This is a genomic window from Enterococcus sp. DIV1368b, from assembly GCF_050529595.1.
Taxonomy (GTDB): Bacteria; Bacillota; Bacilli; order Lactobacillales; family Enterococcaceae; genus Enterococcus_B; species Enterococcus_B mundtii.
The window spans coordinates 113,316-139,226 of record NZ_CP172883.1 but is presented as its reverse complement, the minus strand read 5'-3'; the positions used below and the strand labels follow the sequence as shown (position 1 = coordinate 139,226).

The following is a 25,911-nucleotide window of genomic DNA, read 5'->3' as shown; positions in this document are numbered from 1 at the left end:
GATCAAAAAGTAAAGCAGATATTGAGTTGAATGAGTCGGAAAAAGCAACTAAAGAAACGGAATAATCTTTTATGCATAACCTTAAAGAATAAGTAAAGTATGAAACAAAATACTTAAGCGACGATCTCATCTCTTTTCTATCGGAGTGAGATCGTCGTATTTTATTGTGAGTACTCGTAAAAATTATTGATCACAACATCTTGTTTATCAGTAGGTTCATATCAACTTGCCCACCTAGTTGTTCTGCCAAATCTAAATCATGGGTGACTAAGACAATCGTCACTCCTTGCTCATTCAATTCTTTCAATGCTTCGATCACAAGTTGCCGATTCCCTTTATCCAAAGAGGCAGTGGGCTCATCTGCAAAAACGATTTTAGGGGTTTGCAAAAACAAGCGAGCTAAAGCTACTCGTTGTTGCTCACCACCGCTTAAACGAAATACTTTTTGGTGCAATGAGTCTTCCATTTGGAACTTGCGGAGCGCAGCAATCATTTTTTCCTCTTTTTTTACTACTAACTGTAAATTTTGCTTGACCGTTTCATTATCGATCAATGCAAAGTTCTGAAATAAAAATCCTGCATACTCACGAAAGAAACGTTTTTTACTTTTACGGTGAAGAATTTGATTGTCTATCCATATTTCACCAGAATCAATTGGCTCCAGTTGTCCTAAGCAGTTCAGTAACGTCGTTTTCCCTACACCACTACTTCCCGTGATCACAGTTATTGAACCAGTCTCTACATGTAAAGATACGTTTTCAAAAATCACTTTTCCTTTATACTTTTTAGTGATTTCTTTGGCTTCAATCATATTTGATCACCTCCAGACGTTTTCTTTTTTCTGATAAATACGTAGTGAATAAAAGGATACATAATTCAAATAATAGTAATAGAATCAAAATCTGCCACCAAGCATGGTTGATGAGTAGCAAGATCAACGCAACAAAGGTAGAAATGCCTAATATTATTTCATAATATCTGTGATGCCTCTGTAGCAGAGTCCAACCAGCAATATATTTGAGAAACAGTTTTTTCTTATTCATTTCCACATACAGTAAACTCAAATAGACTTGAATAAAAACAAAGCCAATAAGGATCAAGAACAAAATACTAAGGGTTGTATAATAGTCACGTCTCACCTCCATAAGAGATTGATTGATGCTATCTTTTACAGCAATCAATCCATAAAAATCGTGTTCCATATGGTTTTCTTTAATAAATTCTTGGACAAGTTGAGGGTCTCGAAACAAGTAAGTCCCATTTGAAATATCCTGTATCCATATTTCGATATTTGGTTGGATCAATGGCAATGACATGGAAACGATAATTGGATTGGAAGAAAAATTTTTTTCATAGGGTTGGAAGTTATAGTTAAAAAGGACTTGGTTTGCTTGCGTATAAAGAATTTTTAACTCGCCTTCGTATGCTTTCGTTTCGTACTCAAAAGAATTTTGATAAAAATCAAGTTCATCCTCTGCTTCTTGAATGATCATTTCTGTATACATTCGCTTATTTTCAGGGATGAGCAGATAGAAAAAAGAATCATCTAATGAGTGTATCGATTGACCTTCAGCATCCTTGATAGCCAATTCTTGTACGGCCTGATGATTACTTAACCAAAAAGCGTCATTTTGAATATAATTTAGTGTCGGACTACTATGACCAAGTTCATTGTCCCTTAGAAAAATTCCACCTGACTGTTCTGATTTTTCCAACAAGGGAAGTAACCGTGCATTGATTCGCGCTTGTGCTTTCCTTCGCACGTCTTTACTTTTTGTCGGGTTTACAAGTAGATTGGTGTCTCTACTAAATGCCAAGTGATAATAGTCAGGAACTCTTGTCCATTGGGAGAGCTGCTGTTCAAGTTCACGCGTCTCCATTACTTTATTTGATAATGTACTGGCTTGCACCGTAACAAACGTGAAGATGATGATCTTTAATAAAAGGTTCAAACTAAATAATAATCGGTAAGGTTTCCTTCCTTTTATCTTATCTGAAATCGTACCGAACGAAAAAATAATCCCACTCGTAAATAATTGAAGAACCCAAATCATTAAATGACCCCAGAAAAAAATCGGTCGATAAAGAAACTGTAATTGTGGAAACCACCAAGAAAAAGCAACCATCAAGAGAGTAAAAATCACACTATCAATGAAACTATCCTTGACGGACACTATCAGCCAACGATGTCCTAACATCTCAATCACACCAATTTTCTTGCGAAGGGAAGCTTTATAAAACAGTAAAGCTAAAATCACAAAGAAAAATAGAATAAAGAAGAGTTGTCCAATACTCATTAATAAACCCGCCGTCAATAACTGAAACCATTTTATCTCTTCAATCTCCAATTTGATTCCTTGATCATGAAAATCAGCGATCATTCCAGATGGAGGGGCTTCTGTTACAATATAAGTCCCCAACACATCTTGATGCTGCATCTCTGTGTAATCATAAAAATAGGTGGCAACATCCGATTTTATAGGTGGAAAAGAGTATTCCGAACGTTCCAACTTGTCAAAGGTATAAATTTCCTTTGTCGTCTCACCAGAAGCGCCAATTCTAAAAACCAGTTTATGTATAGCAATTTGATGTTTTTTTGCATAAGCAGAAATTTTTTGATTGATTTCCTCAATCGTTCCACTCGCTTCTTCAATTACAATGCCCGAATGAGCATTTGGGATAGCACTCTTGATTCCTTCATTTCCGATAAAAGAAATGGCATAAAGGAAACTTAACACTGTAACTATAAATAACCCTCGATAGATTTTTTTCATAATGAAAGAAAAAAGCACCTAAAATATAAGGAATTTGAAAACACTTTGAACAATATTTGAGAAGTTATGAAATATTGTAACTACATTTATATCTTAGCTACTTATGATTTCTATATCCACCACCCTCCAGATCTATTTTTAGTACAAAGCGAGGAGCCTCCACATATATTCTCCTCTGAAGATTGATAGTGTCTTCTGAACTATATAAAGTAACAACAAAAATAAAATTTCCTAATTATTCTCCTCCTTTCATATATATTATATACTTTCACATGTTCTAAAAACAGATAATTCCTTTTTTTCCTAATCAAAAAAACCGGCTCTATAATTTATGGGACTGATGAATCAAAATTGATTCTTCAGTCCCATTTTCATTTTAGGTATTAAAAAACATATCGTTCTCTAGTATGATTAAATCACCACAAAATAAACAACTGAGAGGACGATATGCTATATGAATGATTCTATCAAAAAAATGCTGAGATTAATAGATAAAGATTTGATGATTACTGAGATCTCTTACGAGATCTTTCATAAGGAAAAGACATTGGTCATTAATGCCATTCTCTCACCTGATCCTCGTACCTGTAGAAGTTGTGGTTCTACTGTGGTAGATGGAAACGGGAAAGCAATTGTCGTGAAAAATGGGAAGAAGGAAATCATTGTCCGCTTTGAACAATACAATCATATGCCAATGGTTATGCGCTTAAAAAAGCAACGCTATACCTGTAAAAACTGTCGAACCCATTGGACTGCTCAAAGCTATTTTGTCCGCCCAAGACATTCAATTGCGGATCATGTCAGATATAAAATTGCTTCTTTACTGACTGAAAAAGTCTCTTTATCTTTTATTGCGAAAAGCTGTCAGGTATCTTTGACTACCGTTATTCGTACATTGAAAGAGTTTAAAAGCTATTTACCAAAGCCCACTAAGAGGATTCTCCCCAAAGTATTGATGGTTGATGAATTTCGTTCGCACACTTCCATAGAAGATAAAATGAGCTTTATTTGCGCAGATGGAGAAACAGGTAATTTAATTGATATCTTACCTACGCGTAAATTACCTCGATTAACAAACTATTTCTTGGGCTGCATCAATCCAGAAGAAGTAAAATTCTTAGTCACAGACATGAACGCCGCCTACTTCCAGCTTACCAAACGCGTTCTGCCAAATGCGAAAGTAGTGATTGATCGGTTTCATATTGTCAAACACATGAATCAAGCTTTCAATGAGTTGCGTATCCGTGAAATGAATGAACTGCGTAAAGCAGGACAGAAAAGCCATGCAGAAAAACTGAAAAAGAACTGGCGCTTTCTGCTAAAAAATCGTGCAAACATTAACCACTATGAGTATAAAACATGGAAAAGTTTCCGAGCACCTAAATACCCATTTCTTACTGAAGCAATGATGATTGATCGATTGCTTAGCTTTTCTACGCCCCTAAAGGAGGCGTATCCCTTTTTCCATGAATTAGTTGAAGCTTTTCGAGACAAAGACCCTGACTTGTTTTTCTCCTTATTGGCAGAACTTCCCGAAACGTTAGATGACGGCTTTCGTGAGAAACTTCAAAACCTTCTGACCTACGAAGAAGGCATCGCCAATGCGATGATTTATCCTTACTCCAATGGAAAAATAGAAGCAAAGAATACCCACATAAAAACGATGAAACGAGTATCCTACGGTTTTAGATCATTTGAGAACATGAAAATTAGAATCTTTTTGACCAATCAATTAATCAATGTTAGATAACAAAAAATCTGAGCCAGAATGAGGTTCATTCTGACCCAGATTTAATTTTTCGCAACTCATCAGTCCTTATTGACAAAGAGCCAAAAAACCGAGCCAGCCGAGAATAGGAGAATCCTATCTCGAACTGATTCGGTTTTATCATTTAATGATTATGAACGTGAATCTGAAGTTACAGATACAACAGCCCATGGATTGACAGCATCATATGCCCAATTCCAATCTTTAACGCGGTCGTTTACTGGTAATACTTCGTTACGGAACAATGTTGGAATAGCAAAAGCTTCTTCAAATGCGTATTCTTGCCATTTTTTGTAAGCTTCTTTTTGGTAATCTGCATCAAATGCTGCACTTGAATTGATATCATTGATCAATTTTGTGTTTTCTTCTGACTCATAACGAGTGTAGTTGAACGCTGCATTTGCCCCCCATAGTCCACTTGGGTTTGGATCTGTTCCTGTGTTCCAAGCTGCTTGGTAGATGTCGATTTCTGGATCATCATTTTCTAAACGATCATAGAATGAGTTGAATTCGATCAGACGGCCTGTTGTATATTGAACATCTAAACCGATTTCTTTCCATTGTTGTACGTAGTAATCTGCTAATGGTTGCGCTGTTTCGCCACCTGACATTGACGCAAAGTTGATTGTCAACTTGTTACCATCTTTGTCTTCACGGATACCATCGCCATCAACATCTTTATATCCTGCATCATCCAATAATTTGTTGGCTTTATCAATATCTTGTGTGAAGCCTTTTAGATCTGCATCGTGGAAACTTTCAAATACTGGTGGAATCAATGAAGTCGCATTGCTTCTTAAACCAGCATAGAAACGTTCACCTACTGCAGTGTTGTCTAAAGCGTAACCCATTGCTTGACGTAATGATTTGTCAGCCATTTTTGAGTTTGGATCATATTCAACACTTCCACTTTCAGCATCCCATTTACCTAGTTTGAAACCTAAGTAAGTGTATGAAGTTTGCTGACGTCCTAGATTCGTATAGCCAGCGATATCTTGGTATGTTTCGTAAGTATCTGTTGGCATTTGGAAAATCATATCATACAATTTTGAATTCAATGCTTCTGTTGCACTTGCTGTTGGTAATGATTTCATTGTGATTTTCTTCAATTGTGGTGTACCATTCCAGTAGTATTCATTTGGTAAGAACTCTACTGATTCACCAGCAACGATGTTACTCATATAGTAAGGACCAAATGTCACAGGGTTCTTACGGACTTGATCACTTGATTCCATGTCTTTGATAGCAATTCCTTCAAGTGTGTGTTTTGGCGCTGCATATGTCCAAATACCACCACCTGCTTGAAGCATGCTTGGGTTCATTTCTTTATATTCGATTTTAACAGTTTTGTCATCTACTTTTGTAATTCCAGAAATCGTATCTGCACTACCGCTGTTATATTCTTCCATACCAACGATATTACGGAATGTATCATCGTAACGGATACCAGTGTATTCAGAGTTACCGATGATTTCATAAGGGAAAATAACATCATCTGCTGTGACATCGACACCATCAGACCATTTTACGTTGTCTTTAAGTGTGATTGTCGCTGTTTTCGCATCTTCGTCTAATTCTAATGAGGCTGCACCATCGTTTGTGATCGTGAAGTTGTCATCATTTGTAAATAATGGTTCATGTGAAGGCGCCATAAACGCTGCATCAAAGGCATCTTGGTAAAATTCCCATTGGAATAATCCTTTGAATTGACTGTCTGTTGCGACTGCAACATTTAACTCACCGTCTTCGATTGCTTCATCATTATTCGTTGTTGCTAATGGGAAAGTCAATTCACTGTTATCCCCATTATCTGCTGAATTATTACCTGACGAGCTAGTTCCGCCGCCATTTCCACACGCTGCTAATGCTCCCACAGATAGCAGTGTGACAAATCCAAAAATCGTTTTCTTCATATCCTATTTTCCCCCTTCACTTCTCTTATCCTAAACGTTGACGCGCATCTGCAGAACGCTTAAATGCTTGTCCAACGTAGTTTATACTCAACATCAACACTAAAATTAGAATTGACGCGGGTAACCAAATCCATTGTCGATTCACTAAAACTTCACCGTTACTTGCATAACCGATCAATGTTCCTAAACTAGGTACATTAGCTGGCAATCCAAAGCCTAAGAAAGTCAAAGTGGTCTCGATCCCAATATTTGCCGCAAAGTTCATTGTTAAGTTGGTGATGATCAATGAACTAAGGTTTGGCATGATTTCACGGAACATGATTTTGAAATCACTTGTTCCCATCGTTTTTGAAGCACTGACATAATCACGTCTAGCTTCTGATAACGTCTTACTTCTGAATAATCGGGCTTTAGCTACCCAATAAAATGCACTCATGATAAAAATAAATGACCAAACGTTATAGCGCGAAATGATCGAAACAAACACGATAATGATCAACATGATCGGTAAAATCATAATAAAATCAACAATACGCATCAATACGTTATCAATGATCCCACCATAAAACCCTGAAAGAATTCCAAGTCCTACTCCGATGATCGACGTAATGATCGTAATCGCAAAACCGATCATCACAGAGTTTCTTGCTCCGATAATCAATTGACCGAAGACATCACGTCCACCTTCATCTGCTCCTAAAAGGAATTTTGATCCTTGAGAAGAGATGGCGCCAGGTTCAGCATACTTATCAAAAATACTAACAAACATTACTTTATCTTGGTCAATAAAGATTGCCCCGATAAAAATAACTAATAGTAAAACAACTAACAAAGCCAGTGAAAAAATGGCTACTTTATCTTTTTTGAATTCTCGTGCAATCATTCGTATACCCATTGGTGGGATACTTTCTTGCGCAACTTCTTTGTTTTTATCACTCATGATCGATTCTCCCTTCTGTTTGATTTTTTTATTGGATTCGTATACGCGGATCAACAATGCTCATGATAATATCTGACAGCAGTGTTCCGACGAGCGTTGCGATTCCTAAAATCAAGACTAAGGCTGTGATTACGGTATAATCACGTTGACCGATTGAGTCAATAAACAATTTTCCGACACCAGGATAACCAAAGATTTTTTCGATAACGACAGAACCAGCAATCAATGAAGTAATTTCATACCCCATTTGAGATGCCATTGGCAATGCTGCATTACGGAAAATGTGACGACTGAATACTTTGTTTGTCGGCACCCCTTTGGAACGAGCTGTACGTACAAAGTCTAAGGATTTCGAATCAATGACTTCACTTCGTAAATACTGGATCGTTACTGCTGTGGCTAAAAAGGCCTGTGTGATCGATGGTAATAGAATGTATTGCAATCGATCCATCCATTGAGCGAAAAATCCTCCCTGGAAACCTAAAGTCTGAGAACCACTTGTTGGGAACCAACCTAAACGATAGCCAAAAACAAACAACATGATCAATCCGAAAATGAATAATGGAACAGCAAAACTGAAGAAGTTATAAATAACAACAGCTTTGTCCAAAATCGAATTTTGGTATCGACCAGCTAACATACCTAGTGGTACAGCAATCAAGTACGTAATAATAACAGTTAAAATAGATAAATATAAAGTATTGACGATTCGTTCTCCAATCAAAGAGGAAACCGAACGCTTATACAAGAAACTTTGTCCAAAATCACCTTGTAAGGCATTTCCGACCCAACGGAAATATTGTTCATACCAAGGATCATTCAAGCCCGCTGCCTGACGCATCTGCTCGATCACAGCTGGATCTTGGTTTGGGTTGATCAATCCTGTAAACGGATCTCCAGGCATGGCTTGCGCTAGCATAAAGATCAACACACTAAGAATGATCACTTGTGGGATCATCAAAAGAACTCTTCGTAGAATCGTTTTCCACATTAGCTAGCACCTCCATCTTTCAACGCTACTTTGTGTGTAGTGGTTAGTGTACGTAAATCATACACTCGCCCTGCTGTATCGTAGTAATCTTTTTGATGTTCGATATACTCACGTTCAACATTTCGTCGGTTTTGTTTTTGTATTTCCCGATTGTCTACATCGATTCGTGGAATCGCAGATAGTAAGCGTTTTGTGTAGATGTGGCGCGGATCATTATAGATATCTTCTCGTGTACCGATTTCAACAAATCGACCTTTGTACATGATCGCGATGTTGTCACACATGTGTTTTACGACACCCAAGTCATGAGAGATGAATAAATAGCTCAAGCCAAATTCTTGTTGGATGCGTTTCATAAAGTTCAATACTTGTGCCTGAACAGATAAGTCTAGGGCAGATACAGGTTCATCAGCAACAATCAATTTAGGATTCGTTGCTACTGCTCGGGCAACCCCTAAACGCTGTCTTTGTCCACCAGAAAATTCATGAGGATATTTGTATAACGCATCTTCTGGCATCCCAACGATGTCCAATAAGCCTTTGACTTTTTTCTTTTCTTCCTGATCGCTCAAGCGTTCAAAGTTACGGATCGGCTCAGCGATAATGTCCAGTACTCGTTTTTTAGGATTTAAACTAGACATTGAATCTTGAAAGATCATTTGGACGTCTTTGTTGTAGCCGATTTTTTTGCGGTTACTTCTTTTCGTGACGTCTTTTCCTTCATACATGATTTGGCCAGAAGTCACTTTTTCTAGGCCGACAACCGCTTTTCCGGTTGTGGACTTCCCAGAACCTGATTCTCCAACTAGTCCGTATGTTTTTCCTTTTTCAATAATAAAATCGACACCGTCTACTGCATAGACATGGTCTGTTACTCGGTTGAAAAACCCACTGCGAATAGGATAGTGAACTTTCAAATCTTTGATTGTAATTAATTCTGACATCTACACCTCTCCTTTTTCGTCTCTAAAGTGGAAATGTTTATAACATGAGCAACGTACCATATGATTCGGTGCGATTTCATGCAAGACTGGATTTTCTTCGTGAGCGCTTGCTGGGATCCAAGGAATCCGTGGCGCAAATCGGCAACCTGTTCGTGGCATATTTTTTAAGGAAGGGACTACGCCTTCAATCACGTGTAACTCTGCCTCGTGATTTCCTTCTTGTGGAATCGAATTTAGCAATGATTGTGTATATGGGTGTTTTGGATTTTCAAATAACTCTTTGACTCCTGCAACTTCAACAAATTGTCCACCATACATCACAGCAACACGATCCGCCATTTCAGCTACGACACCTAAATCATGTGTGATCAGGATGATCCCAGTTTTAGTTTCTTCTTGTAAATCTTTCAGTAAGTCAAGAATCTGTGCTTGAATCGTTACGTCCAAGGCAGTCGTTGGTTCATCCGCGATAATGATCGGTGGCTTACATGCAATCGCAATCGCGATGATCACCCGCTGTCTCATCCCACCTGACAACTCATGAGGATACTGACGTCCAACTCGTGCAGGATTCGGAATCCCTACTTGTTCTAGTAATTCTAATGCACGTGCTTGTCTTTGCTCAGCCGTCATTTTTGTATGGTAAGACAAACCTTCTTTGATTTGGTCTTCAATTCTCATCAAAGGGTTTAGTGCAGATAATGGATCTTGAAAAATCATCCCAATATCATTTCCGCGGATCTTGTTATACAATGTTTCATTTAATTCAATCAAATTTAAATCATTGTACATGATCTCCCCTGTGATCTTTGTATTGTTAGGATCTAATAATCCCATAATCGTTGTAGCTAACGTACTTTTCCCGCAACCAGACTCACCAACGATGGCTAAGATCTCGTTTTTATCTAAAGTAAAAGAAACGTCGTCTACTGCATCGTAGTATTCATCTTTTAGACGGAAGCCTGTGTGTAGGTTCTGAACATCTAATAATTGGTTATCTGACAATCGAATACCCCTCTCTGCTCCCTCGATGGAAGTTTTTAATAAAAAAAATAATCCTACACTGAATAACAACTTAGCAAAAAAAAATTAAATAAGTAGCATTCTAAGGAGTGTGTAATTAATTATTAATAATTATATAGAAAACCGTTTTATATTGCAAGATTATTTCACACTGTTGCCAGAATTGTCTGAAAAATCTTACGTAGCTATGTCAGCTCTTAAAGAAGATTAAAAAAAAATGAGGTATGTGGCTAGCCTTCTCTTTATCCTACTATTTTTATAAACTAAGAATCATTATAAAAATCTGCAAAAATCACTCTTTATATAAAAAACAGTTTTAACCGAATAGATATTCCATTTTACAAAAGCATAATTATACAGTATATACGAAATGTAAATGTTGTAAAACCACCTATTACAATCGTATTTTATGACATAATTCTCCTCTTTAAAAAAACCTTTTTATTTAAAAATAATGCCTGAAAAAGCCAAGAAATCCTGAAATAGCTAAACTATTTCTGACTTCTTGGCTTTGAGTTGAAATTGGCTTTCGTCAATTCATTCATCAGTTGATGTGTATTTATTCAATTTATTTCAAGTGGTTGCTGATATAATCCACGGCACCGCCGACTGTTTCGATTTGTTCAGCGTCTTCATCAGAGATCTCTGTACCGAATTCATCTTCTAGTTCAAGAACAAATTCCATGATACTAATTGAATCAGCTTTCAGATCATCTTTAATGTTCAATTCATCTGTCACTTTGTCTGTATCCATTTCAAAGTGATTTGAAATGATTTTAGCTACCTTATTAAATACTTCTTCGCGCGTCAATTTTTTCACCCCCACAATTCTTAGAACTACTACGTTTTCTTCACCATAGCTAATTTTACTGACAATTTTTTGGAATGTCCACCCTTTTTTCTCCATCAGCTTGTCAATTCGCAGAAAATTTAGTCCTCTTTTTGCTCAAATTGCTCCACCAGTTGCCCTACAACATTGGTTTCAAGCATCGTATGGATTTGACGGATCGTGTAGCGAACTGCATCCGGTCCAGTTGCACCATGCGTTTTGATAACTGGTGCTTTCAATCCAAATAAAACAGCTCCTCCATGTTTTGAATAGTCCATTTCTGATTTCAAAGAGCGTAAACCGTCTTTTAGTAGTAATGCACCCATTTTGCCTTTGATGCCTTCATTCAAGATGGCAGATTTCAATAAGGTCATCATATTCATCGCTGTGCCTTCAATGGATTTCAACACTGCATTTCCAGTAAAGCCATCGGTTACTACGACGTCTGCCACACCATTTAGTAAGTCACGCGCTTCTACATTGCCAATGAAGTTCAAGCTTGTTTCATTTTGCAAGAGTTCAAATGCTTGTTTTGTCAATTCGCTTCCCTTAGTTTCTTCCGTCCCATTATTGAGCAATGCGACGCGAGGTCGGCCGATCCCACGAACTTTTCTCGCATAAAATGACCCCAAAATACCATATTGTAAAAGATGCTCTGGTTTGTTTTCTGCATTTGCACCTAAATCTAGCATATCAAACCCTTCACCTTCTTTGCCAATAACTGGCAATGTGGACATTAGTCCAGGACGTTCGATGTTTTTGATGCGTCCAACAATAAACAAGCCAGCTGCTAGTAAGGCTCCTGTATTTCCTGCTGAAAAAATAGCATCTGCTTCTCCATTTTTGACTGCTTGGGCAGCTAAAACCATTGACGCAGTTTTCTTGCGACGGATCGCCTTAACTGGCTCGTCATCACTATTGATTTTTTCGTCAGTATGGACGATTGTGATATTTGTTTCGTCTGTCAAATATTTCTTGATTTCTGATTCTTTACCGTAAAGAACAAATTCCAACTCAGGGAAATCTTTTTGTGCTAGAGCGATTCCTTCCACAATGGCTTGTGGTGCGTGATCTCCGCCCATTGCATCTACTGCAATTCTCATTATTATTTCCACTCCTTGTCATCATTTTGAAAGTATTGATAATCTGTTAATCAAAATAACGATTATCTTGTTCGCCTAATTGCAACTTGGCTGTTAATGGTTGATATTCAGGTAATAACTGCCAGTCTTTGATTTGCCAGATTGCCGCAGCTTCTTCACGGGCAACCTCTAAGACATTCCCGTCTGTTACTAGATCTGCGATCGCAAATTCTGGCAAGCCGGATTGACGGAAGCCAAATACTTCTCCTGGCCCTCGTAATTCTAAATCCTTTTCACTCAAGATAAAGCCATTTGTGGTTTCTGTCATGATTTTCATTCGTTCGACACCCAGTTCATTTTTCGGATTTGCCACGAGGATACAATAAGAAGCCTCGCTTCCTCGACCGACACGCCCACGCAACTGATGCAGCTGGGCTAATCCAAAACGATCCGCATCCATGATCAGCATGACCGTTGCATTCGGCACATTGACACCGACCTCGATCACTGTGGTTGATACTAAGATCTGGAGTTGATTTTCTTTGAATGTTTCCATGATCTGATCTTTTTCTTGATTCTTCATTTTACCATGCAACAAGCCAACTTCATATTCTGGTGCAAATAACTCACGAAGTTTTTCGTAAATTTCCACTGCATTTTTCACATCTAAAGCTTCGGACTCCTCGATCAATGGACAAATCACGTACATTTGATGTCCTCTACGCAATTCTTTATAGGTCCATTCTAGCACGCTATCTAATTGAGGTGTTCGGACCCATCTTGTTTCGATCGGAATCCGTCCAGCGGGAAGCTCGTCGATCACAGATACATCCATTTCGCCGTATGCTGTAATTGCTAAGGTTCGAGGGATCGGGGTGGCAGTCATAAATAACACATCCGGACGCCAACCCTTCTCACGCAATACTTTTCGTTGGTTCACGCCAAAACGATGTTGCTCATCGGTGATCACTAATCCTAGATTTTGAAATGCTACACCTTCTTGAATCAGTGCATGTGTTCCCACGACGATATCGATTTCCCCATTTTCTAACCGCTCTAATAGCTCGCGACGTTCTTTTGCTTTTGTTGATCCGGTCAATAACGCAACTGTCACTTCATTTGGGTCAAATAATTGGGATAAACTTTCCATATGTTGTTGCGCCAATATTTCTGTTGGGACCATCAACGCTCCTTGAAAGCCAGCAGTCACTGTCGCATATAAAGCAATCGCAGCAACAACGGTCTTCCCACTTCCCACATCACCTTGCAACAAACGCTGCATATGGTGTGGATTACGGAGATCACGGCAAATCTCATTGGTGACACGTTTTTGTGCCATCGTTAATTCAAACGGTAATTTTTTCGTAAATTGTTTTAATCGTTCCACATCATAAAGGATCTCTAAGCCATTCTTTTCAGACTTTTCGGCTTTTTTCAGTCCTTGTAACTGCATCTGGAAAAAAAAGAATTCTTCAAAAACAATCCGTCGTTTGGCTTGATGATTTTCCTCATGATTTTGCGGAAAATGCATACTTCTTACAGCAGTCGGACGATCAAGCAAACGGTATTTTTCAATTAAAGATAGTGGTAAGTTTTCTTCAATCAAATCACCATACTCACTAAACCCTCGACGGATCAGATCGACCAGTGTCGTTTGGCGAATGGATTTGTTGACATGATAGATCGGAGAGAAATCATCTGGACTTTGCGAACCAAGGATCTTCATCCCATTTAGTGCTTTACGTTTCGCATCCCATTTCCCATAAACTGCGATTTCTTCAGATAAAATGACTTTATCTTTCAAATAGGGCTGATTGAAGAAAGAAACATTGAATACTTCATGTTCTTGCATCATTCGAAACTGCAGACGGCTTTTTTTGTAGCCAAAACGACTCATTACTGGCGGAGAGACAACCAACCCTTTTAATGTAACTTTTTCTTGGTCTTGGATTTCATTTAGATTTCTTTCTTGGATATCTTCATAACGAAAAGGATAGTAAGTTAACAAGTCTTCAATTGTATGGATGCCTAGACTAGCCAAGCTATCCGCTCTTTTTTGACCAACACCTGCCAGCACTGTGACTGGATCAGCTAACGAACGCATAAGATTTCCCTCCTTTAACAAAAAAAGGAACTTGGTCAACGATTCGCGAATCGTTGACCGAAGATCCTTTCAAATGATTTTCTGCTTTATCTATCGGCTTCAGGCTGTATTATTCAGCAGAAAATAAATAAGGATAGACAGGTTGATCTCCTTGATGGATCTCGATTTCTAACTCAGGATATTTGTCGCTCAGTTGATCCGCAAATGCTTGTGCTTGTTCTGCAGACCCGTCTTCTCCGGTTAATATCGTGACGATCTCAGTATCCTCGTTGATCATTTGCTCTAATGTAGCAAGTGATGTCGCTAAGATATCTGGATTAGAGATCACGATCTTCCCATCGATCATTCCTAAGAAATCGCCTTCTGTGATTTTCACTCCGTCGATCATCGTGTCGCGGATCGCATGTGTCACTTGACCACTGACAACACTTGAAAGCACATCTGTCATCGTTTCTTTATTTTCTTCTAACGTTGCTTGTTCATTGAAGGACAACATCGCTGTCAATCCTTGAGAAACTGTTTTTGATGGAACAACAGCAACTGGAAGTTCAGCCACTTCAGCAGCTTGATCAGCTGCCATAAAGATATTTTTGTTATTCGGTAAAATGATGACTTTATCTGCATTCACTTCATTGATCGCTTTCACGATATCTTCCGTACTTGGATTCATCGTCTGTCCACCACTGATCACGTAGTTTGCTCCTAGACTTTCAAATAACTCTTGCACACCTTTTCCGGCTGCGATCGCAACGATCCCGTAAGGTACACGAGGCTTCGTTTGTGCGACCGGCGCTGAAGGGGCTTGGTCATGTTCTAAGATCGTTTCGTGTTGCAAACGCATGTTGTCCACTTTGACTTTCACTAGGGAACCAAATTTTTGTCCGTAATTCATGACTTCCCCAGGATTTTCTGTATGAACGTGTACTTTGATGATTTCATCGTCATTGACCACTAACAGGGAATCCCCAAGGCCATCTAGATAGTTACGAAACTCTTCATAATCAAATGTACTATCTACAGTTGGACCTTCACCGATCTTCACCATGATTTCTGTACAGTAACCATAGTGGATATCCTCAGTCGCTAACTGACCTTGCACACTACGATGATGCTCTGCATTCACCATATCGTCCATTTGAGCAGGAGATGGTTCATAGACCTCGTCTGCTTGGTATTCACCATTCAACGCAGTTAAAAAACCTTCATATACGAATAATAGTCCTTGACCGCCACTATCAACAACGCCTACTTCTTTTAATACAGGCAACAAATCAGGTGTTTTTGCTAACGCACGTTTCCCACCTTTAACGACCGCAGTCATGACTTCGATCACATCATCTGTTGATTTTGCTTTCTTCTCACCAGCTTTGGCAGCTTCTCTTGCAACTGTCAGGATCGTTCCTTCGACAGGTTTCATTACTGCTTTATAAGCTGTTTCGACCCCATGAGTAAAAGCTGCAGCTAAATCTGTTGCTGTCAAAACAGTCACATCAGGGATTTGTTTTGAAAAACCACGGAACAACTGAGATAAAATAACCCCAGAGTTTCCTCTTGCCCCCATCAATAAACCTTTAGATAACAGCGCTGCTAATTCTCCTACCTTTTCAGAGGTAGAATCAACAACGGCTTTTGCACCACTTGTCATTGATAAATTCATATTGGTACCGGTATCTCCATCGGGAACCGGGAATACATTTAGGGAATTGACGTATTCTGCATTTTTTTGTAGCCGATTCGCACCGGACTGAACCATTTCCTGGAATTGGCTTGCACTAATTTCTGTTACACTCACCTAGATAATCCTCCTTCAGATCGACTGCTGAACAGTCAGCAAGTCTCCTGCCTAGTCTGGCAGTACACGAACACCTTGCACGAAGACATTTACTGAATTGGCTGTAACACCTAGTAAAGTCTCCAAGTTATATTTCACTTTTTCTTGGACATTACGAGAAACTTCCGAAATTTTTGTGCCATAACTAATGATTGTATAAACATCTACTGCGATCCCATTAGCTTCTTGGCGGACAACTACTCCTCTTGAGTAATTTTCTTTACGCAAAATTTCAGTGATATTATCTTTGATTTGATTCTTGCTAGCCATTCCTACAACACCAAATACATCTGTTGCGGCACCACCAACAACTGTTGCGATGACATCATTGGTAATTTCAATGGTTCCAGCTGACGTTTGAATTTTTACAGCCATGAATGAGCCTCCTTAACGGGTAAAATATTCCCATTTTTCTACTATCACATTTTATCATAGCGTCAACCGAAATAAAAGGTTGTTCCCTTAAAGTACTCAAAAACCATTGAAAAAAATTAGGAAAAGACTTTGTTCACGTTACAATTAATCACTGAAAATGTCAATCAATTCTATGAAAATATGCTTGCAAATTCCTACGCCATATGATATGTTATTCTGGTATGAGCTGAATTTACTATTGCTCCAAATCAAGGCAAAGGAGGAAATTTACATGGCAAAAGTTTGTTACTTTACAGGTCGCAAGACAAAAAGTGGAAACAACCGTTCACATGCGATGAACTCAACAAAACGTACAGTTAAACCTAACTTACAAAAAGTTCGCGTATTGATTGACGGCAAACCTAAAAAAGTTTGGGTGTCAACTCGTGCGTTGAAATCAGGAAAAGTTGAACGCGTATAATTGAATGAAATGATTTGAACCGTTCAACAAAATGAACGGTTTTTATTTTTTGCGAATCATTATCAAATGAGAGACATTTCCTCAACCACATGAAATTTAAGAAGAAAAAATAAAAAAGGCTTAAAACAATCAATCACCCAGATAATTGTTTTAAGTCTTCTTTTATGTGCCACTACCCCTCAGATAGTGATAGGTATATGTTTTTTTATAATTGTTACAAATAAAACATAACGCATTTGCAAAGGCCTGTCAACACTTTATTTTAAAGTAGAAAGTGTTTTCTTATTTTGCGTTATTTTCTTAATGTAAATGTAATTTAAACTCACAAACGTTATTTAATTTCAAATGTAATTTTTTTATGAATTTGGTTGTATTTTCAGCAAGTAAAATCATGAATGTGATAAACTAAATATAACTTCAAATAGAAATTTGGTGACTGAATTGTAATGAAAACAACATTGAAAAAATTCTTAAAAGAAAACGGCCGCTATGCAGCTGCTAGCTTCTTTATCCCTTTGCTGATTCTTTTATTGGTTTATTTAAGTATCGGTATTTATCCAGGAAGTGATCGGAGCATCTTGGCTAGTGATGCTTTCTCACAATTTTCAAACTTTCATGCAAGCTTCCGTAATATGTTGTTAGGGAAACAAAGCATTTTTTACACGTGGAATGCCTCACTTGGTTTAAATTATCTATCATTGATTTCTTATTATTTAGGTGGACTTTTCACACCACTCGTTTTATTGTTCCCGAATCAATTGATGCCAGATGCCTTGTATCTCATCACCTTACTAAAGGTTGGTTCAGCAGGTTTATCCTTCTGGTTTCTAGCACGTACCTATCGCATTCCACATTGGGGGCAAGTCGCATTAAGTGTCAGCTATGCGTCGATTTCATTTATCACTGCCCATTCAGAGATCATCATGTGGTTAGACACCTTTGTCTATCTTCCTCTGATCATTTTAGGTATCCATCGTGTGATGGACCAAAAGAAACCTATTTTATTGTTTGTTAGTTACTTGCTGTTGTTCTTATCCAGTTTTTATATGGGCTTCATGGTCGGAGTCTTCTCCTTTTTATACTTTATTACACGACTACTGACGAATTGGCGGAGGTACAAAGGAACGATTTTACCTTATGGGATCACCTCTTTATTAGCAGGAGGCGCTTCTATGGTGATCATCCTGCCTGCCATTCTCGATCTACGTGCCAATGGCGAAGCATTGACGCAGATCACTTCATTGAAGACAGAAGCAACTTCTTATTTAGATTTATTGATGAAAAACATGGTGGGTGTTTATGACACGACGAAATACGGATCGATTCCTTTTATCTATGCTGGATTATTTCCTTTAGCATTATGTCTCTTGTATTTTGTCAGTCGCAAATTCCCCTTGAAAAACAAGTTGTTGTTCGGTGGGCTATTCGCGATCTTGATTGCTAGCTTCTATTTAGTCCCTTTGAATCTATTCTGGCATGGGATGCACGCACCAAATATGTTCTTGTTTCGTTATGCCTATCTCTTTTCGTTTCTCGTACTCTTGTTAGCGGCTCATAGTTGGGAACAGCTACAGGAGAAGGATCAGAAGCGTTTGCTAGGTGTCATCATTGTACTAGCGGCTGCTTTTGCTACAGCTTGGGGTATCAAACCAGATGGCAGTTACACGTATGTCACGCTCACATCCTTTGTTTTGACGTTAGTCTTTTTAGCGCTCTACGCATTGACGATTGGTTTATTCCAACAACACCCATTTGATTTGAAACGTTTGAGTATTCTTCTGTTACTATTGATGACAGCCGAAGCCGCAGTCAATACCAACAGTATGATCCATGGCATTCTCGATGATTGGAATTATGCCTCAAGAAGTTTGTATACCGAACCTTATCCTGAGATCAAAACGTTAGTTGATGCCTCGAAAAAGGATTCCGATACGTTTTATCGATTAGAAAACCTTGATCCTGTTTCACCGAATGATTCGATCAATTATGGTTATAGTGGGATCAGCATGTTCTCTTCGATCAGAAATCGAAACTCTTCCTCTTACTTGGATACTTTAGGCTTCCGTTCTAGAGGCACAAATTTGAACATTCGCTACAATAACAATACCTTGTTGATGGATGGATTTACGGGAATCAAATACAATATTGCTAAAAACGATAGTAGTTTTAATAAATACGGCTTCCAATCCGTCGAACAAACGGACAACTATACTTTGTACGAAAATAGTAATGCTGTACCATTAGCTTTCAAAGCACCTTTGACGATCAATAAGATCGAACAACCGATAGGTGATAATCTAACCAGTCAAACAAATTTGATGAATGGTCTTTCTGGATTGAATCAATCATTCTTTACGTTTTATACGCCAACCCTAAAAAGTCAACAGAACACGAAGATCACAACAACGACAAATGGGGTCACTTATAGTGAAACAGCAAATAATCAACCGAAAGAATTGACTTGGGAAGTCCAAGTACCTGCGAATACCCAAGCGTATCTCAGCCTGTTTCCAACAAATTTCGCACAGTTAGAAAGCTCTACAGCAACTATTACCGTCAATGGTGTATCTAGAAAATCTCAAATTAACATTACTGGTCAATATTATGATTTAGGTTATTACCCACAAGATACAACGGTTACCTTCACTGCAAGCTTCTATGGGACCAAAGAAGTCAGCTTTATGGAACCACAGGTGGTCGGACTTGATGTTGTGGCGTATCAAGCCGCAATCAACCAAATCAGAAATAACGGCGTAGAGATGACTACTACCGGTCGAACAGCTACAGGAACTGTTCATGCGACTGAAAAAACGATGGTAGCCACGACTATCCCTTATGATGGTGGTTGGACTGCTAAAATCGATGGCGAAAAAGTTCCTGTGAAGAAATTCCAAGATGCCTTTTTGATGGTGGAAGTTCCTGAAGGTGAACATACGATTACTTTTAGTTACATGCCAAAAGGATTCATTCCTGGCTTACTTCTCTTTATTGGATGTATTGCCTTGTTTATCTTGTATCTATGGTACCTTCGTAGACGTCAGCCGTTTAGCGGCGTCATTGATCCTACAAACGAAAGCGATGATCACCGTCCAAGACGTGAACGTCGTCGCGCAAGATAAACAGACAAATAGTGTGGGGCATTAGTCCGTTCTCAAAAATAAAAACTAGTCCAATTTTGATATAATTTGTCAAAATTGGACTAGTTTCTGTTTATATGCGCACATGTGAAAATAATGGAATGCTAAGTATTAAGATGACTAAACGGGCTCTATAACCATATAAACTGGGTAATTAGTTGATGTCGTACCCACTCGAAACTTAGCGTGGTTGACCACTTATTTTCAGTCATGTATGAATCCTCTGATGTTAACTACCTAGTCACTGATATGAATACGGCGTATTTCCAATTAATAAAAAAAGTGTTTCCTATGCCAAATTAGTCATTGATCGCTTTCATGTCGTCAAACACATGAATCAAGCGTTCTAAGATTTTCGTGTACGTGAAATGAAACGTCTGATTTCCTCGAATGATCAAACGATGCCAAGAAAAATAAAAAGCCATTGGCGAATACTCACCAAAAATCGGAAGAACATCAACCATACAGAATATAAAACTTGGCGTAACTTTCGCGCACCCAAGTATCCTTATCTGACAGAATCCATGGCGCTTAATCGGTTATTAGGCGCTTCTACTGCCTTGAAAGTCGCCTATCACGCTTTATATGATCTAGCCGATGCCCTTTCGTGACAAAGACCACGAGTCGTTTCTCACTCTCTTGCATCAGTTATCAGAAACACTAGATGAAGAATTTCGGCTAAAACTACAAAATTTTCTAAGCTATGAAGAAGGTGTCCGTCATTCCTTAATCTATCCTTACTCTAACGAGAAAATCGAAGCAAAGAACACTCACATCAATACACTCAAATGAGTGTCTTATGGCTTTAAATCATTTTAGAACATGCGAATCCGTATTTTTTTGACGAATCAAGTTATTCATGTAAAATAACGAAGAAAAAGGAGTCTCTTCTTCTGGATTTCACTTGATTGAACTCATCAGTCCTTATTGACAAAGAGCCCAAAATACATCAAAATGGGACTCATTTTTATTTTTGAGAACGGACTAATGTCCCAGTCTTAGATCAACCAAACTAAATTTGAATTATTTGTTCGGCATATAGGCCTTTAGGCAATTCAACAACTTTAGTTTTCAGTTTTTAATAACTTATATTATCGCCTTTCAATATAGGAAAATTACTTGTTCCTCCTACTTAATCTCTTTTGCAACTCACAAATGGCCGTTTTATCTAAATCAAAATGTAATAATTGTTGTGCTTCTTCAAAAGTAACCCATGTGAATTCAGTATGTTCATCGGATGGTTGTAGGGCTCCTTGATATTCAGTTATATCGTATGCAAACGTATAAATTGGTATTACAAAAATATCTCTCTTCAATGCATCCTTAACAAGCTCAGGAAAATGGTCTACCAAAACAGATGCTGTTGAATCCAGTTGAACTAATTTGTCAACTTTCAAAAAATTTGATGCTATCCCACTTTCTTCAATAAATTCTCTTATCGCAGCTTGATCAGGCGCTTCCTCATCTTCTCCTCCACCTGCAATAAATTGCCAGACAGACATATCTTCTCTTTTAAATATACAGCATTTCAAATTTGAGCTTCTTTCCAAAATGTATGGAATCAACAATATGTTATAATATGTTCTCATACTAACCCTTCTCGTCTATAATTTTCTGTATCACATTTTGAATCTTCATAAATATATATATTACTCTATTTACTCTGTAAAAAAAAAAGAGTAGTTAGTTTTGATCATTGATAAATCATATATCAATATATAATAATAAACTAAAAGTGCTAACTTCCACTTCTTAGATTCGATAGTATTAACTTCAACATGAAGCTGGGAAGTATGTGCTTTGATCAAAATCTATAATCTTAAACTTATTATCTTTTGATAGTATAAAATTTCTCTTATGTAAATCCCCATGTATTCATTGATAAATTTGTTGCATGTCCCTTAAGAGATTGGGAAGAATTCCAATTTTTTTTGAAATTCAATTATTTTTGTTAATAAAACATCTTCTTTGTTTGCTAGTTGATCATAGTAAATTTCACTTTTCAGTATATTCATAGATTTAAATTGCTTTATTTTTTTTGGATGATTAAATAACCGATCGAACATTTCTGGGGTATAGGGTATATTTAAAGAAGAAGAATTCTCTCAAGAAAGTTATCAAAGTTTTGATTACCTAAGGAAATCTGTCTGTAGTTACATGCGGTACTACAATAATTATCGCTACTCTGAAGCATTAAATAAGCTTTTGCCAAACGAGTTCAGAAAGCGAGCTACATAAAAACAGGAATCGATTGATTCGATTCCTGCATAGTATAAATTTTTGTTTTTTGACTTTCTACTTGGCAAGGGGCACTTCGCTATTCATATTTTACTTCGTATAGGTATAACCCTTCCGGATGAGCAGTCGGACCCGCAGCATTGCGGTCTTTTTTTGCAATGATTTCTGGAAGACAATCTTCTGGTAAACGATCGTTGCCTATTTTTAACAACGTACCAACTAAAATGCGGATCATTTTATAAAGGAAGCCATCACCACGAAACGTAAACGTCAACTCATCGCCTGCTTCATTGACCTGTAAGCTGGCTTCATAGATAGTCCGTACTTTATCTTCAATGGAACTTCCAGAAGCACAAAATGAAGTGAAATCATGCGTACCAAGTAAATCAGGCAATGCACGTTCAATCTTTGCTACATCTATTGGATAAGGAAAATAGCTCGCATAATGTCTACGGAAGGGACTACGTGGTTTTCCGATATCTACTTTGAATTGATAGGTTTTTTCTTTCACTAAATAGCGTGCGTGAAAAGTTTCAGGCACAATCTCCACACTTTTCACAGCAATATCTTCTGGCGACTGCGTATCTAGCCCAAAACGCATACGTTCCAAAGGTCGCTCTTCTGGATAATCAAAGTGGATGACTTGCCCGATTGCATGAACCCCCGCATCTGTCCGTCCAGATCCAAAAATCGTGATTTCTTTTCCATTTGCCATCTTCTTTAAGGTTTTTTCCAGTTCTTCTTGGACCGTTCGTCCATTGGGTTGTTTCTGAAAACCATTGAACTGGGTACCATCATAGGCAATGATTGCTTTATAGCGTACCATTCATCTTCCCCTGTTCTCATTCATCTTTGATAAGTTTAGCTACGGATAAACACTAGTACGATGGTCATCAGCCCAAAAGCAACCATAACAACAGTGTCTTGTAAGTGCCAGTGAAGGATACGGTATTTTGTCCGGCCTTCCCCACCTTGGTAGCCTCTTGCTTCCATGGCTGTAGCTAGATCTTCCGCACGATTGAAACTGCTGACAAATAGCGGAATCAGTAAAGGAATCACCGCTTTCATTTTTTGTACTAGACTTCCTTCACCAAAGTCAACACCACGTGCGCGCTGTGCATTCATGATTTTTTCGGTTTCGTCCATCAATGTCGGCACAAAACGTAAAGCGATCGAAAGCATCAAAGATACTTCATGCACTGGAAAGCGAACAACTTTCAATGGTCGTAACAAATATTCGATCGCATCGGATAATTCTAAAGGCGGCGTTGTCAATGTCAATAAGGTGGACATAAAGATAATCAAAACAAACCGACAAAAAATAAATAGTCCGTTCATGACACCAAATTGAGTGATATTGAAAATCCCCCAACTCCAATACGTTTCTCCACCACTTGTAAACAGTACTTGTAAGCCTACAGTGAATAAGATCAACCAGATCAACGGACGGATGCCTCGAATAAAAAATTTGATATCTACTTTTGACAAGAAAACAGCAAATAAAGTAAACGCCGCTAATAAGGCATATGTCTGCCAGTTATTGGCCAAGAAGATAATGCCAATAAAATAGAAACTTGCCAATAGCTTTGCACGTGGATCTAACCGATGGATAAAGGAGTCTCCAGGCATATAACGACCAAAAATCAATTTATTCATCATGAGCTGTACCTCCCACCAATTTGACCAATTGGTCCGCTAATGCGTCTGCGGTGATCGGCAATTCATCAAACTGGATGCCTTTTACTCGTAGTTCCTCTGCAAACTCAGTGGCTGTTGGTACGCCTAACTGCCGTTCTTTTAACCATTCAAGGTGTTGGAAGACTTCTTTTGGTTCTCCGCATTTGACGATACGGCCTTTTTCCAGGACGTAAACAAAATCCGCATAGTTTGCCACATCATCCATCAAATGGGTGACTAATACAATCGTGATTTGCTGTTCTTTATGCAAACGCCAGAACATATCCATCATTTCTTTTCTTCCTTGTGGATCTAACCCAGCTGTCGGCTCATCTAAGACGAGAACTTCGGGTTTCATAGCTAGAACACCGGCAATCGCTACACGTCGCATTTGACCTCCTGACAGCTCGAAAGGTGAGCGTTCTAAATACGTCTCATCTAAGCCGACTTGTTCTAAGGTCTCCTTTGCTAGTAGAGTCGCCTCTTCCTCACTTACACCAAAGTTTTTTGGGCCAAACGCAATATCTCTTGCGACCGTTTCTTCAAACAACTGTGCCTCTGGAAATTGAAAAACAATACCGACTTTTTTTCGAATCGGTTTCAAATTTTTATTATCTGTATCTGGTTTGATCTGACGATCGCCGATTTGGACGGTTCCTTCCGTCGGTTTGATCAACGCATTCAAATGCTGAAGCAAGGTGGATTTCCCGCTTCCAGTATGACCAACTAATGCAGTGTAGCTGTTTTCTTTGATCAACAAGTCAATATCAAATAAAGCTCGTTGCTCGAATGGTGTATTCGGTTGGTACGTAAAGTTTACTTTTTCAAAACGGATGTCCATAACCAATCCACCATCCTTTCTTCTGTCATGTATTCTTTAGGCACTTCAATGCCACGTTCTTTCAAGGCACTTTTTAGTTTTTCAGGAAAAGGCAAATCTAACCCTAGATTGATTAGTTCAGGTCCGGCAGAGAAAATCTCTTTCGGTGTCCCTTCATTCACTAGTTCGCCTTCTTTCATCACAAAAATACGATTTGCATTGGCTGCTTCATCAATATCATGCGTGATTGAAATAACGGTTAGTTGACTTTCCTCTTTGATTTCTTTGATCGTTGTGATGACTTCTTCACGACCTTCAGGATCTAACATACTTGTTGCTTCATCCAAGATGATGATTTCTGGTCGGAGGGCTACAACACCGGCAATCGCCACACGTTGTTTCTGTCCACCGGAAAGACGAACTGGTTCTCTTGTCGCAAAATCAGACATTCGCACTTTTTCAAGAGCATCTTTCACTCGAACGATCATTTCTTCTCGAGGAATGCCTTGATTCTCTAAACCAAAGGCCACATCATCCTCTACTGTTGATCCAACAAATTGATTGTCCGGATTTTGAAAGACCATGCCGACTTTTTGGCGGATCGTCCATATATTCTCTTCATTTAGTAGTTGATTACCAACTTTGACCGTCCCAGACTCAGGAAGGAGTAAGCCATTGATCGTTTTTGCAAGCGTTGATTTACCAGAACCATTGTGCCCGATAATCGCGATCCATTCTCCTTTATTGATCGTGAAAGAAACATCTTTCAATGCTGGTCGTAAATCTTCTGGTTGGTATTTGTAATTAATCTTTCCTAATTCAATAATCGGCTCCATAAGTACTCCCTCTTCATCCTAAAGTTCCTATTAACCCTATCAAAAAACTGCTTAGTTTTCAATCATTTCTGATTTTTAAAATGTTTTTTTATACCTTCAAGGCTGTCTTGACAGTTAATTGAAGGTACAAAAAAACACTTTATGATGAGTGCATACTCCCCAAACGAAT

General features: G+C 38.3%; 22 protein-coding genes and 1 pseudogene. 5 read left to right on the top strand and 18 right to left on the bottom strand.

Features of this window, described 5'->3' with window-relative positions; translation table 11 throughout:
• Window positions 1-190 precede the first annotated feature (190 nt).
• Together IGJ19_RS00695 and IGJ19_RS00690 are read right to left on the bottom strand one after the other, a co-directional pair.
• Entirely contained in the window at window positions 191-811 is a 621-nt protein-coding gene (locus tag IGJ19_RS00695; protein WP_074800016.1) for an ATP-binding cassette domain-containing protein, read from the bottom strand.
• Window positions 804-2,774, bottom strand: a complete 1,971-nt coding sequence (locus IGJ19_RS00690; protein WP_074800013.1) for a DUF1430 domain-containing protein — start codon at window positions 2,772-2,774, stop codon at window positions 804-806. The genes IGJ19_RS00695 and IGJ19_RS00690 overlap by 8 nt, the downstream gene beginning before the upstream one ends.
• 454 nt (window positions 2,775-3,228) lie before the next feature.
• Between IGJ19_RS00690 and IGJ19_RS00685 the strand changes: the two genes are divergently transcribed.
• Window positions 3,229-4,524 carry an ISL3 family transposase gene (locus IGJ19_RS00685; protein WP_260697409.1) on the top strand — a complete coding sequence of 432 codons (1,296 nt, stop codon included), beginning with the start codon at window positions 3,229-3,231 and terminating at the stop codon, window positions 4,522-4,524.
• 149 nt (window positions 4,525-4,673) lie between these two features.
• Here the strand turns inward: IGJ19_RS00685 and IGJ19_RS00680 are convergent, their stop codons facing one another.
• The 10 genes from IGJ19_RS00680 to IGJ19_RS00635 form a co-directional block, all read right to left on the bottom strand.
• On the bottom strand, window positions 4,674-6,455 hold the full coding sequence (locus IGJ19_RS00680; protein ID WP_071867771.1) for an oligopeptide ABC transporter substrate-binding protein: 1,782 nt from the start codon (window positions 6,453-6,455) through the stop codon (window positions 4,674-4,676).
• A gap of 25 nt (window positions 6,456-6,480) precedes the next feature.
• Window positions 6,481-7,395, bottom strand: coding sequence for an ABC transporter permease (locus IGJ19_RS00675; protein WP_010734434.1), 915 nt, complete (start codon window positions 7,393-7,395; stop codon window positions 6,481-6,483).
• Between the two features lie 28 nt (window positions 7,396-7,423).
• The gene (gene opp4B, locus IGJ19_RS00670; protein WP_010734435.1) at window positions 7,424-8,386 is read right to left on the bottom strand and encodes an oligopeptide ABC transporter permease; all 963 of its coding nucleotides are present in this window, start codon (window positions 8,384-8,386) and stop codon (window positions 7,424-7,426) included.
• Entirely contained in the window at window positions 8,386-9,330 is a 945-nt protein-coding gene (locus tag IGJ19_RS00665) for an ABC transporter ATP-binding protein (RefSeq protein WP_010734436.1), read from the bottom strand. Before IGJ19_RS00665 ends, opp4B begins: the two co-directional genes overlap by 1 nt.
• Window positions 9,331-10,335 carry an ABC transporter ATP-binding protein gene (locus IGJ19_RS00660; protein WP_010734437.1) on the bottom strand — a complete coding sequence of 335 codons (1,005 nt, stop codon included), beginning with the start codon at window positions 10,333-10,335 and terminating at the stop codon, window positions 9,331-9,333. It lies immediately after the preceding gene.
• Window positions 10,336-10,921: 586 nt separating this feature from the next.
• Window positions 10,922-11,164, bottom strand: coding sequence for an acyl carrier protein (gene acpP, locus IGJ19_RS00655; protein WP_071867781.1), 243 nt, complete (start codon window positions 11,162-11,164; stop codon window positions 10,922-10,924).
• A gap of 119 nt (window positions 11,165-11,283) precedes the next feature.
• Entirely contained in the window at window positions 11,284-12,285 is a 1,002-nt protein-coding gene (gene plsX / locus IGJ19_RS00650) for a phosphate acyltransferase PlsX (protein WP_071867773.1), read from the bottom strand.
• 46 nt (window positions 12,286-12,331) lie between these two features.
• The gene (gene recG, locus IGJ19_RS00645) at window positions 12,332-14,368 is read right to left on the bottom strand and encodes an ATP-dependent DNA helicase RecG (protein WP_065096389.1); all 2,037 of its coding nucleotides are present in this window, start codon (window positions 14,366-14,368) and stop codon (window positions 12,332-12,334) included.
• A 109-nt stretch (window positions 14,369-14,477) separates the two neighbouring features.
• On the bottom strand, window positions 14,478-16,160 hold the full coding sequence (locus tag IGJ19_RS00640; protein ID WP_086335298.1) for a DAK2 domain-containing protein: 1,683 nt from the start codon (window positions 16,158-16,160) through the stop codon (window positions 14,478-14,480).
• A 51-nt stretch (window positions 16,161-16,211) separates the two neighbouring features.
• Window positions 16,212-16,574 (bottom strand): Asp23/Gls24 family envelope stress response protein, encoded by a 363-nt coding sequence (locus IGJ19_RS00635; protein WP_010720424.1) that lies wholly within the window; start codon window positions 16,572-16,574, stop codon window positions 16,212-16,214.
• 271 nt (window positions 16,575-16,845) lie between these two features.
• Here IGJ19_RS00635 and rpmB point away from each other — a divergent pair, with 271 nt between their 5' ends.
• The 3 genes and pseudogenes from rpmB to IGJ19_RS00620 all read left to right on the top strand — a co-directional run.
• Window positions 16,846-17,034, top strand: a complete 189-nt coding sequence (gene rpmB, locus IGJ19_RS00630; protein WP_010734442.1) for a 50S ribosomal protein L28 — start codon at window positions 16,846-16,848, stop codon at window positions 17,032-17,034.
• Window positions 17,035-17,480: 446 nt separating this feature from the next.
• A complete protein-coding gene (locus IGJ19_RS00625) occupies window positions 17,481-20,153 on the top strand; it encodes a YfhO family protein (protein ID WP_071867776.1) in 2,673 nt (890 codons plus the stop codon).
• A gap of 172 nt (window positions 20,154-20,325) precedes the next feature.
• Window positions 20,326-20,990, top strand: a pseudogene (locus IGJ19_RS00620) (transposase); the annotation flags it as partial.
• A 296-nt stretch (window positions 20,991-21,286) separates the two neighbouring features.
• On the opposite strand, the gene IGJ19_RS00615 reads toward IGJ19_RS00620, so the two are convergent.
• Together IGJ19_RS00615 and IGJ19_RS00610 are read right to left on the bottom strand one after the other, a co-directional pair.
• Complete coding sequence (locus IGJ19_RS00615; protein WP_430604289.1) at window positions 21,287-21,760, bottom strand: NUDIX domain-containing protein; 474 nt, start codon at window positions 21,758-21,760, stop codon at window positions 21,287-21,289.
• Between the two features lie 184 nt (window positions 21,761-21,944).
• On the bottom strand, window positions 21,945-22,046 hold the full coding sequence (locus IGJ19_RS00610; RefSeq protein ID WP_430604556.1) for a phosphotransferase: 102 nt from the start codon (window positions 22,044-22,046) through the stop codon (window positions 21,945-21,947).
• Window positions 22,047-22,253: 207 nt separating this feature from the next.
• On the opposite strand from IGJ19_RS00610, the gene IGJ19_RS00605 reads away from it, so the two are divergent.
• Window positions 22,254-22,409 carry an IS3 family transposase gene (locus IGJ19_RS00605; RefSeq protein ID WP_430604555.1) on the top strand — a complete coding sequence of 52 codons (156 nt, stop codon included), beginning with the start codon at window positions 22,254-22,256 and terminating at the stop codon, window positions 22,407-22,409.
• A gap of 79 nt (window positions 22,410-22,488) precedes the next feature.
• Here the strand turns inward: IGJ19_RS00605 and truA are convergent, their stop codons facing one another.
• From truA to IGJ19_RS00585, 4 genes are read right to left on the bottom strand one after another with little or no spacing between them, the layout of a single operon-like run.
• Window positions 22,489-23,235 (bottom strand): tRNA pseudouridine(38-40) synthase TruA, encoded by a 747-nt coding sequence (gene truA / locus IGJ19_RS00600; RefSeq protein ID WP_010734445.1) that lies wholly within the window; start codon window positions 23,233-23,235, stop codon window positions 22,489-22,491.
• Between the two features lie 35 nt (window positions 23,236-23,270).
• On the bottom strand, window positions 23,271-24,068 hold the full coding sequence (locus tag IGJ19_RS00595) for an energy-coupling factor transporter transmembrane component T family protein (RefSeq protein ID WP_071867778.1): 798 nt from the start codon (window positions 24,066-24,068) through the stop codon (window positions 23,271-23,273).
• Window positions 24,058-24,927 carry an energy-coupling factor ABC transporter ATP-binding protein gene (locus IGJ19_RS00590; RefSeq protein ID WP_071867779.1) on the bottom strand — a complete coding sequence of 290 codons (870 nt, stop codon included), beginning with the start codon at window positions 24,925-24,927 and terminating at the stop codon, window positions 24,058-24,060. The genes IGJ19_RS00595 and IGJ19_RS00590 overlap by 11 nt, the downstream gene beginning before the upstream one ends.
• Complete coding sequence (locus IGJ19_RS00585; protein WP_074800000.1) at window positions 24,903-25,742, bottom strand: energy-coupling factor ABC transporter ATP-binding protein; 840 nt, start codon at window positions 25,740-25,742, stop codon at window positions 24,903-24,905. Before IGJ19_RS00585 ends, IGJ19_RS00590 begins: the two co-directional genes overlap by 25 nt.
• Window positions 25,743-25,911: the final 169 nt, after the last annotated feature.

Excerpts from the sequence above, each read along its gene's own strand:
- plsX (WP_071867773.1), bottom strand. The coding sequence starts at position 12,285 with ATGAGAATTGCAGTAGATGCAATGGGCGGAGATCACGCACCACAAGCC.
- truA (WP_010734445.1), bottom strand. The coding sequence starts at position 23,235 with ATGGTACGCTATAAAGCAATCATTGCCTATGATGGTACCCAGTTCAAT.
- IGJ19_RS00665 (WP_010734436.1), bottom strand. The coding sequence starts at position 9,330 with ATGTCAGAATTAATTACAATCAAAGATTTGAAAGTTCACTATCCTATT.
- IGJ19_RS00595 (WP_071867778.1), bottom strand. The coding sequence starts at position 24,068 with ATGATGAATAAATTGATTTTTGGTCGTTATATGCCTGGAGACTCCTTT.
- IGJ19_RS00675 (WP_010734434.1), bottom strand. The coding sequence starts at position 7,395 with ATGAGTGATAAAAACAAAGAAGTTGCGCAAGAAAGTATCCCACCAATG.
- IGJ19_RS00685 (WP_260697409.1), top strand. The coding sequence starts at position 3,229 with ATGAATGATTCTATCAAAAAAATGCTGAGATTAATAGATAAAGATTTG.
- recG (WP_065096389.1), bottom strand. The coding sequence starts at position 14,368 with ATGCGTTCGTTAGCTGATCCAGTCACAGTGCTGGCAGGTGTTGGTCAA.
- rpmB (WP_010734442.1), top strand. The coding sequence starts at position 16,846 with ATGGCAAAAGTTTGTTACTTTACAGGTCGCAAGACAAAAAGTGGAAAC.
- IGJ19_RS00680 (WP_071867771.1), bottom strand. The coding sequence starts at position 6,455 with ATGAAGAAAACGATTTTTGGATTTGTCACACTGCTATCTGTGGGAGCA.
- IGJ19_RS00585 (WP_074800000.1), bottom strand. The coding sequence starts at position 25,742 with ATGGAGCCGATTATTGAATTAGGAAAGATTAATTACAAATACCAACCA.
- IGJ19_RS00695 (WP_074800016.1), bottom strand. The coding sequence starts at position 811 with ATGATTGAAGCCAAAGAAATCACTAAAAAGTATAAAGGAAAAGTGATT.
- IGJ19_RS00690 (WP_074800013.1), bottom strand. The coding sequence starts at position 2,774 with ATGAAAAAAATCTATCGAGGGTTATTTATAGTTACAGTGTTAAGTTTC.
- IGJ19_RS00625 (WP_071867776.1), top strand. The coding sequence starts at position 17,481 with ATGAAAACAACATTGAAAAAATTCTTAAAAGAAAACGGCCGCTATGCA.
- opp4B (WP_010734435.1), bottom strand. The coding sequence starts at position 8,386 with ATGTGGAAAACGATTCTACGAAGAGTTCTTTTGATGATCCCACAAGTG.
- IGJ19_RS00635 (WP_010720424.1), bottom strand. The coding sequence starts at position 16,574 with ATGGCTGTAAAAATTCAAACGTCAGCTGGAACCATTGAAATTACCAAT.
- IGJ19_RS00590 (WP_071867779.1), bottom strand. The coding sequence starts at position 24,927 with ATGGACATCCGTTTTGAAAAAGTAAACTTTACGTACCAACCGAATACA.
- IGJ19_RS00615 (WP_430604289.1), bottom strand. The coding sequence starts at position 21,760 with ATGAGAACATATTATAACATATTGTTGATTCCATACATTTTGGAAAGA.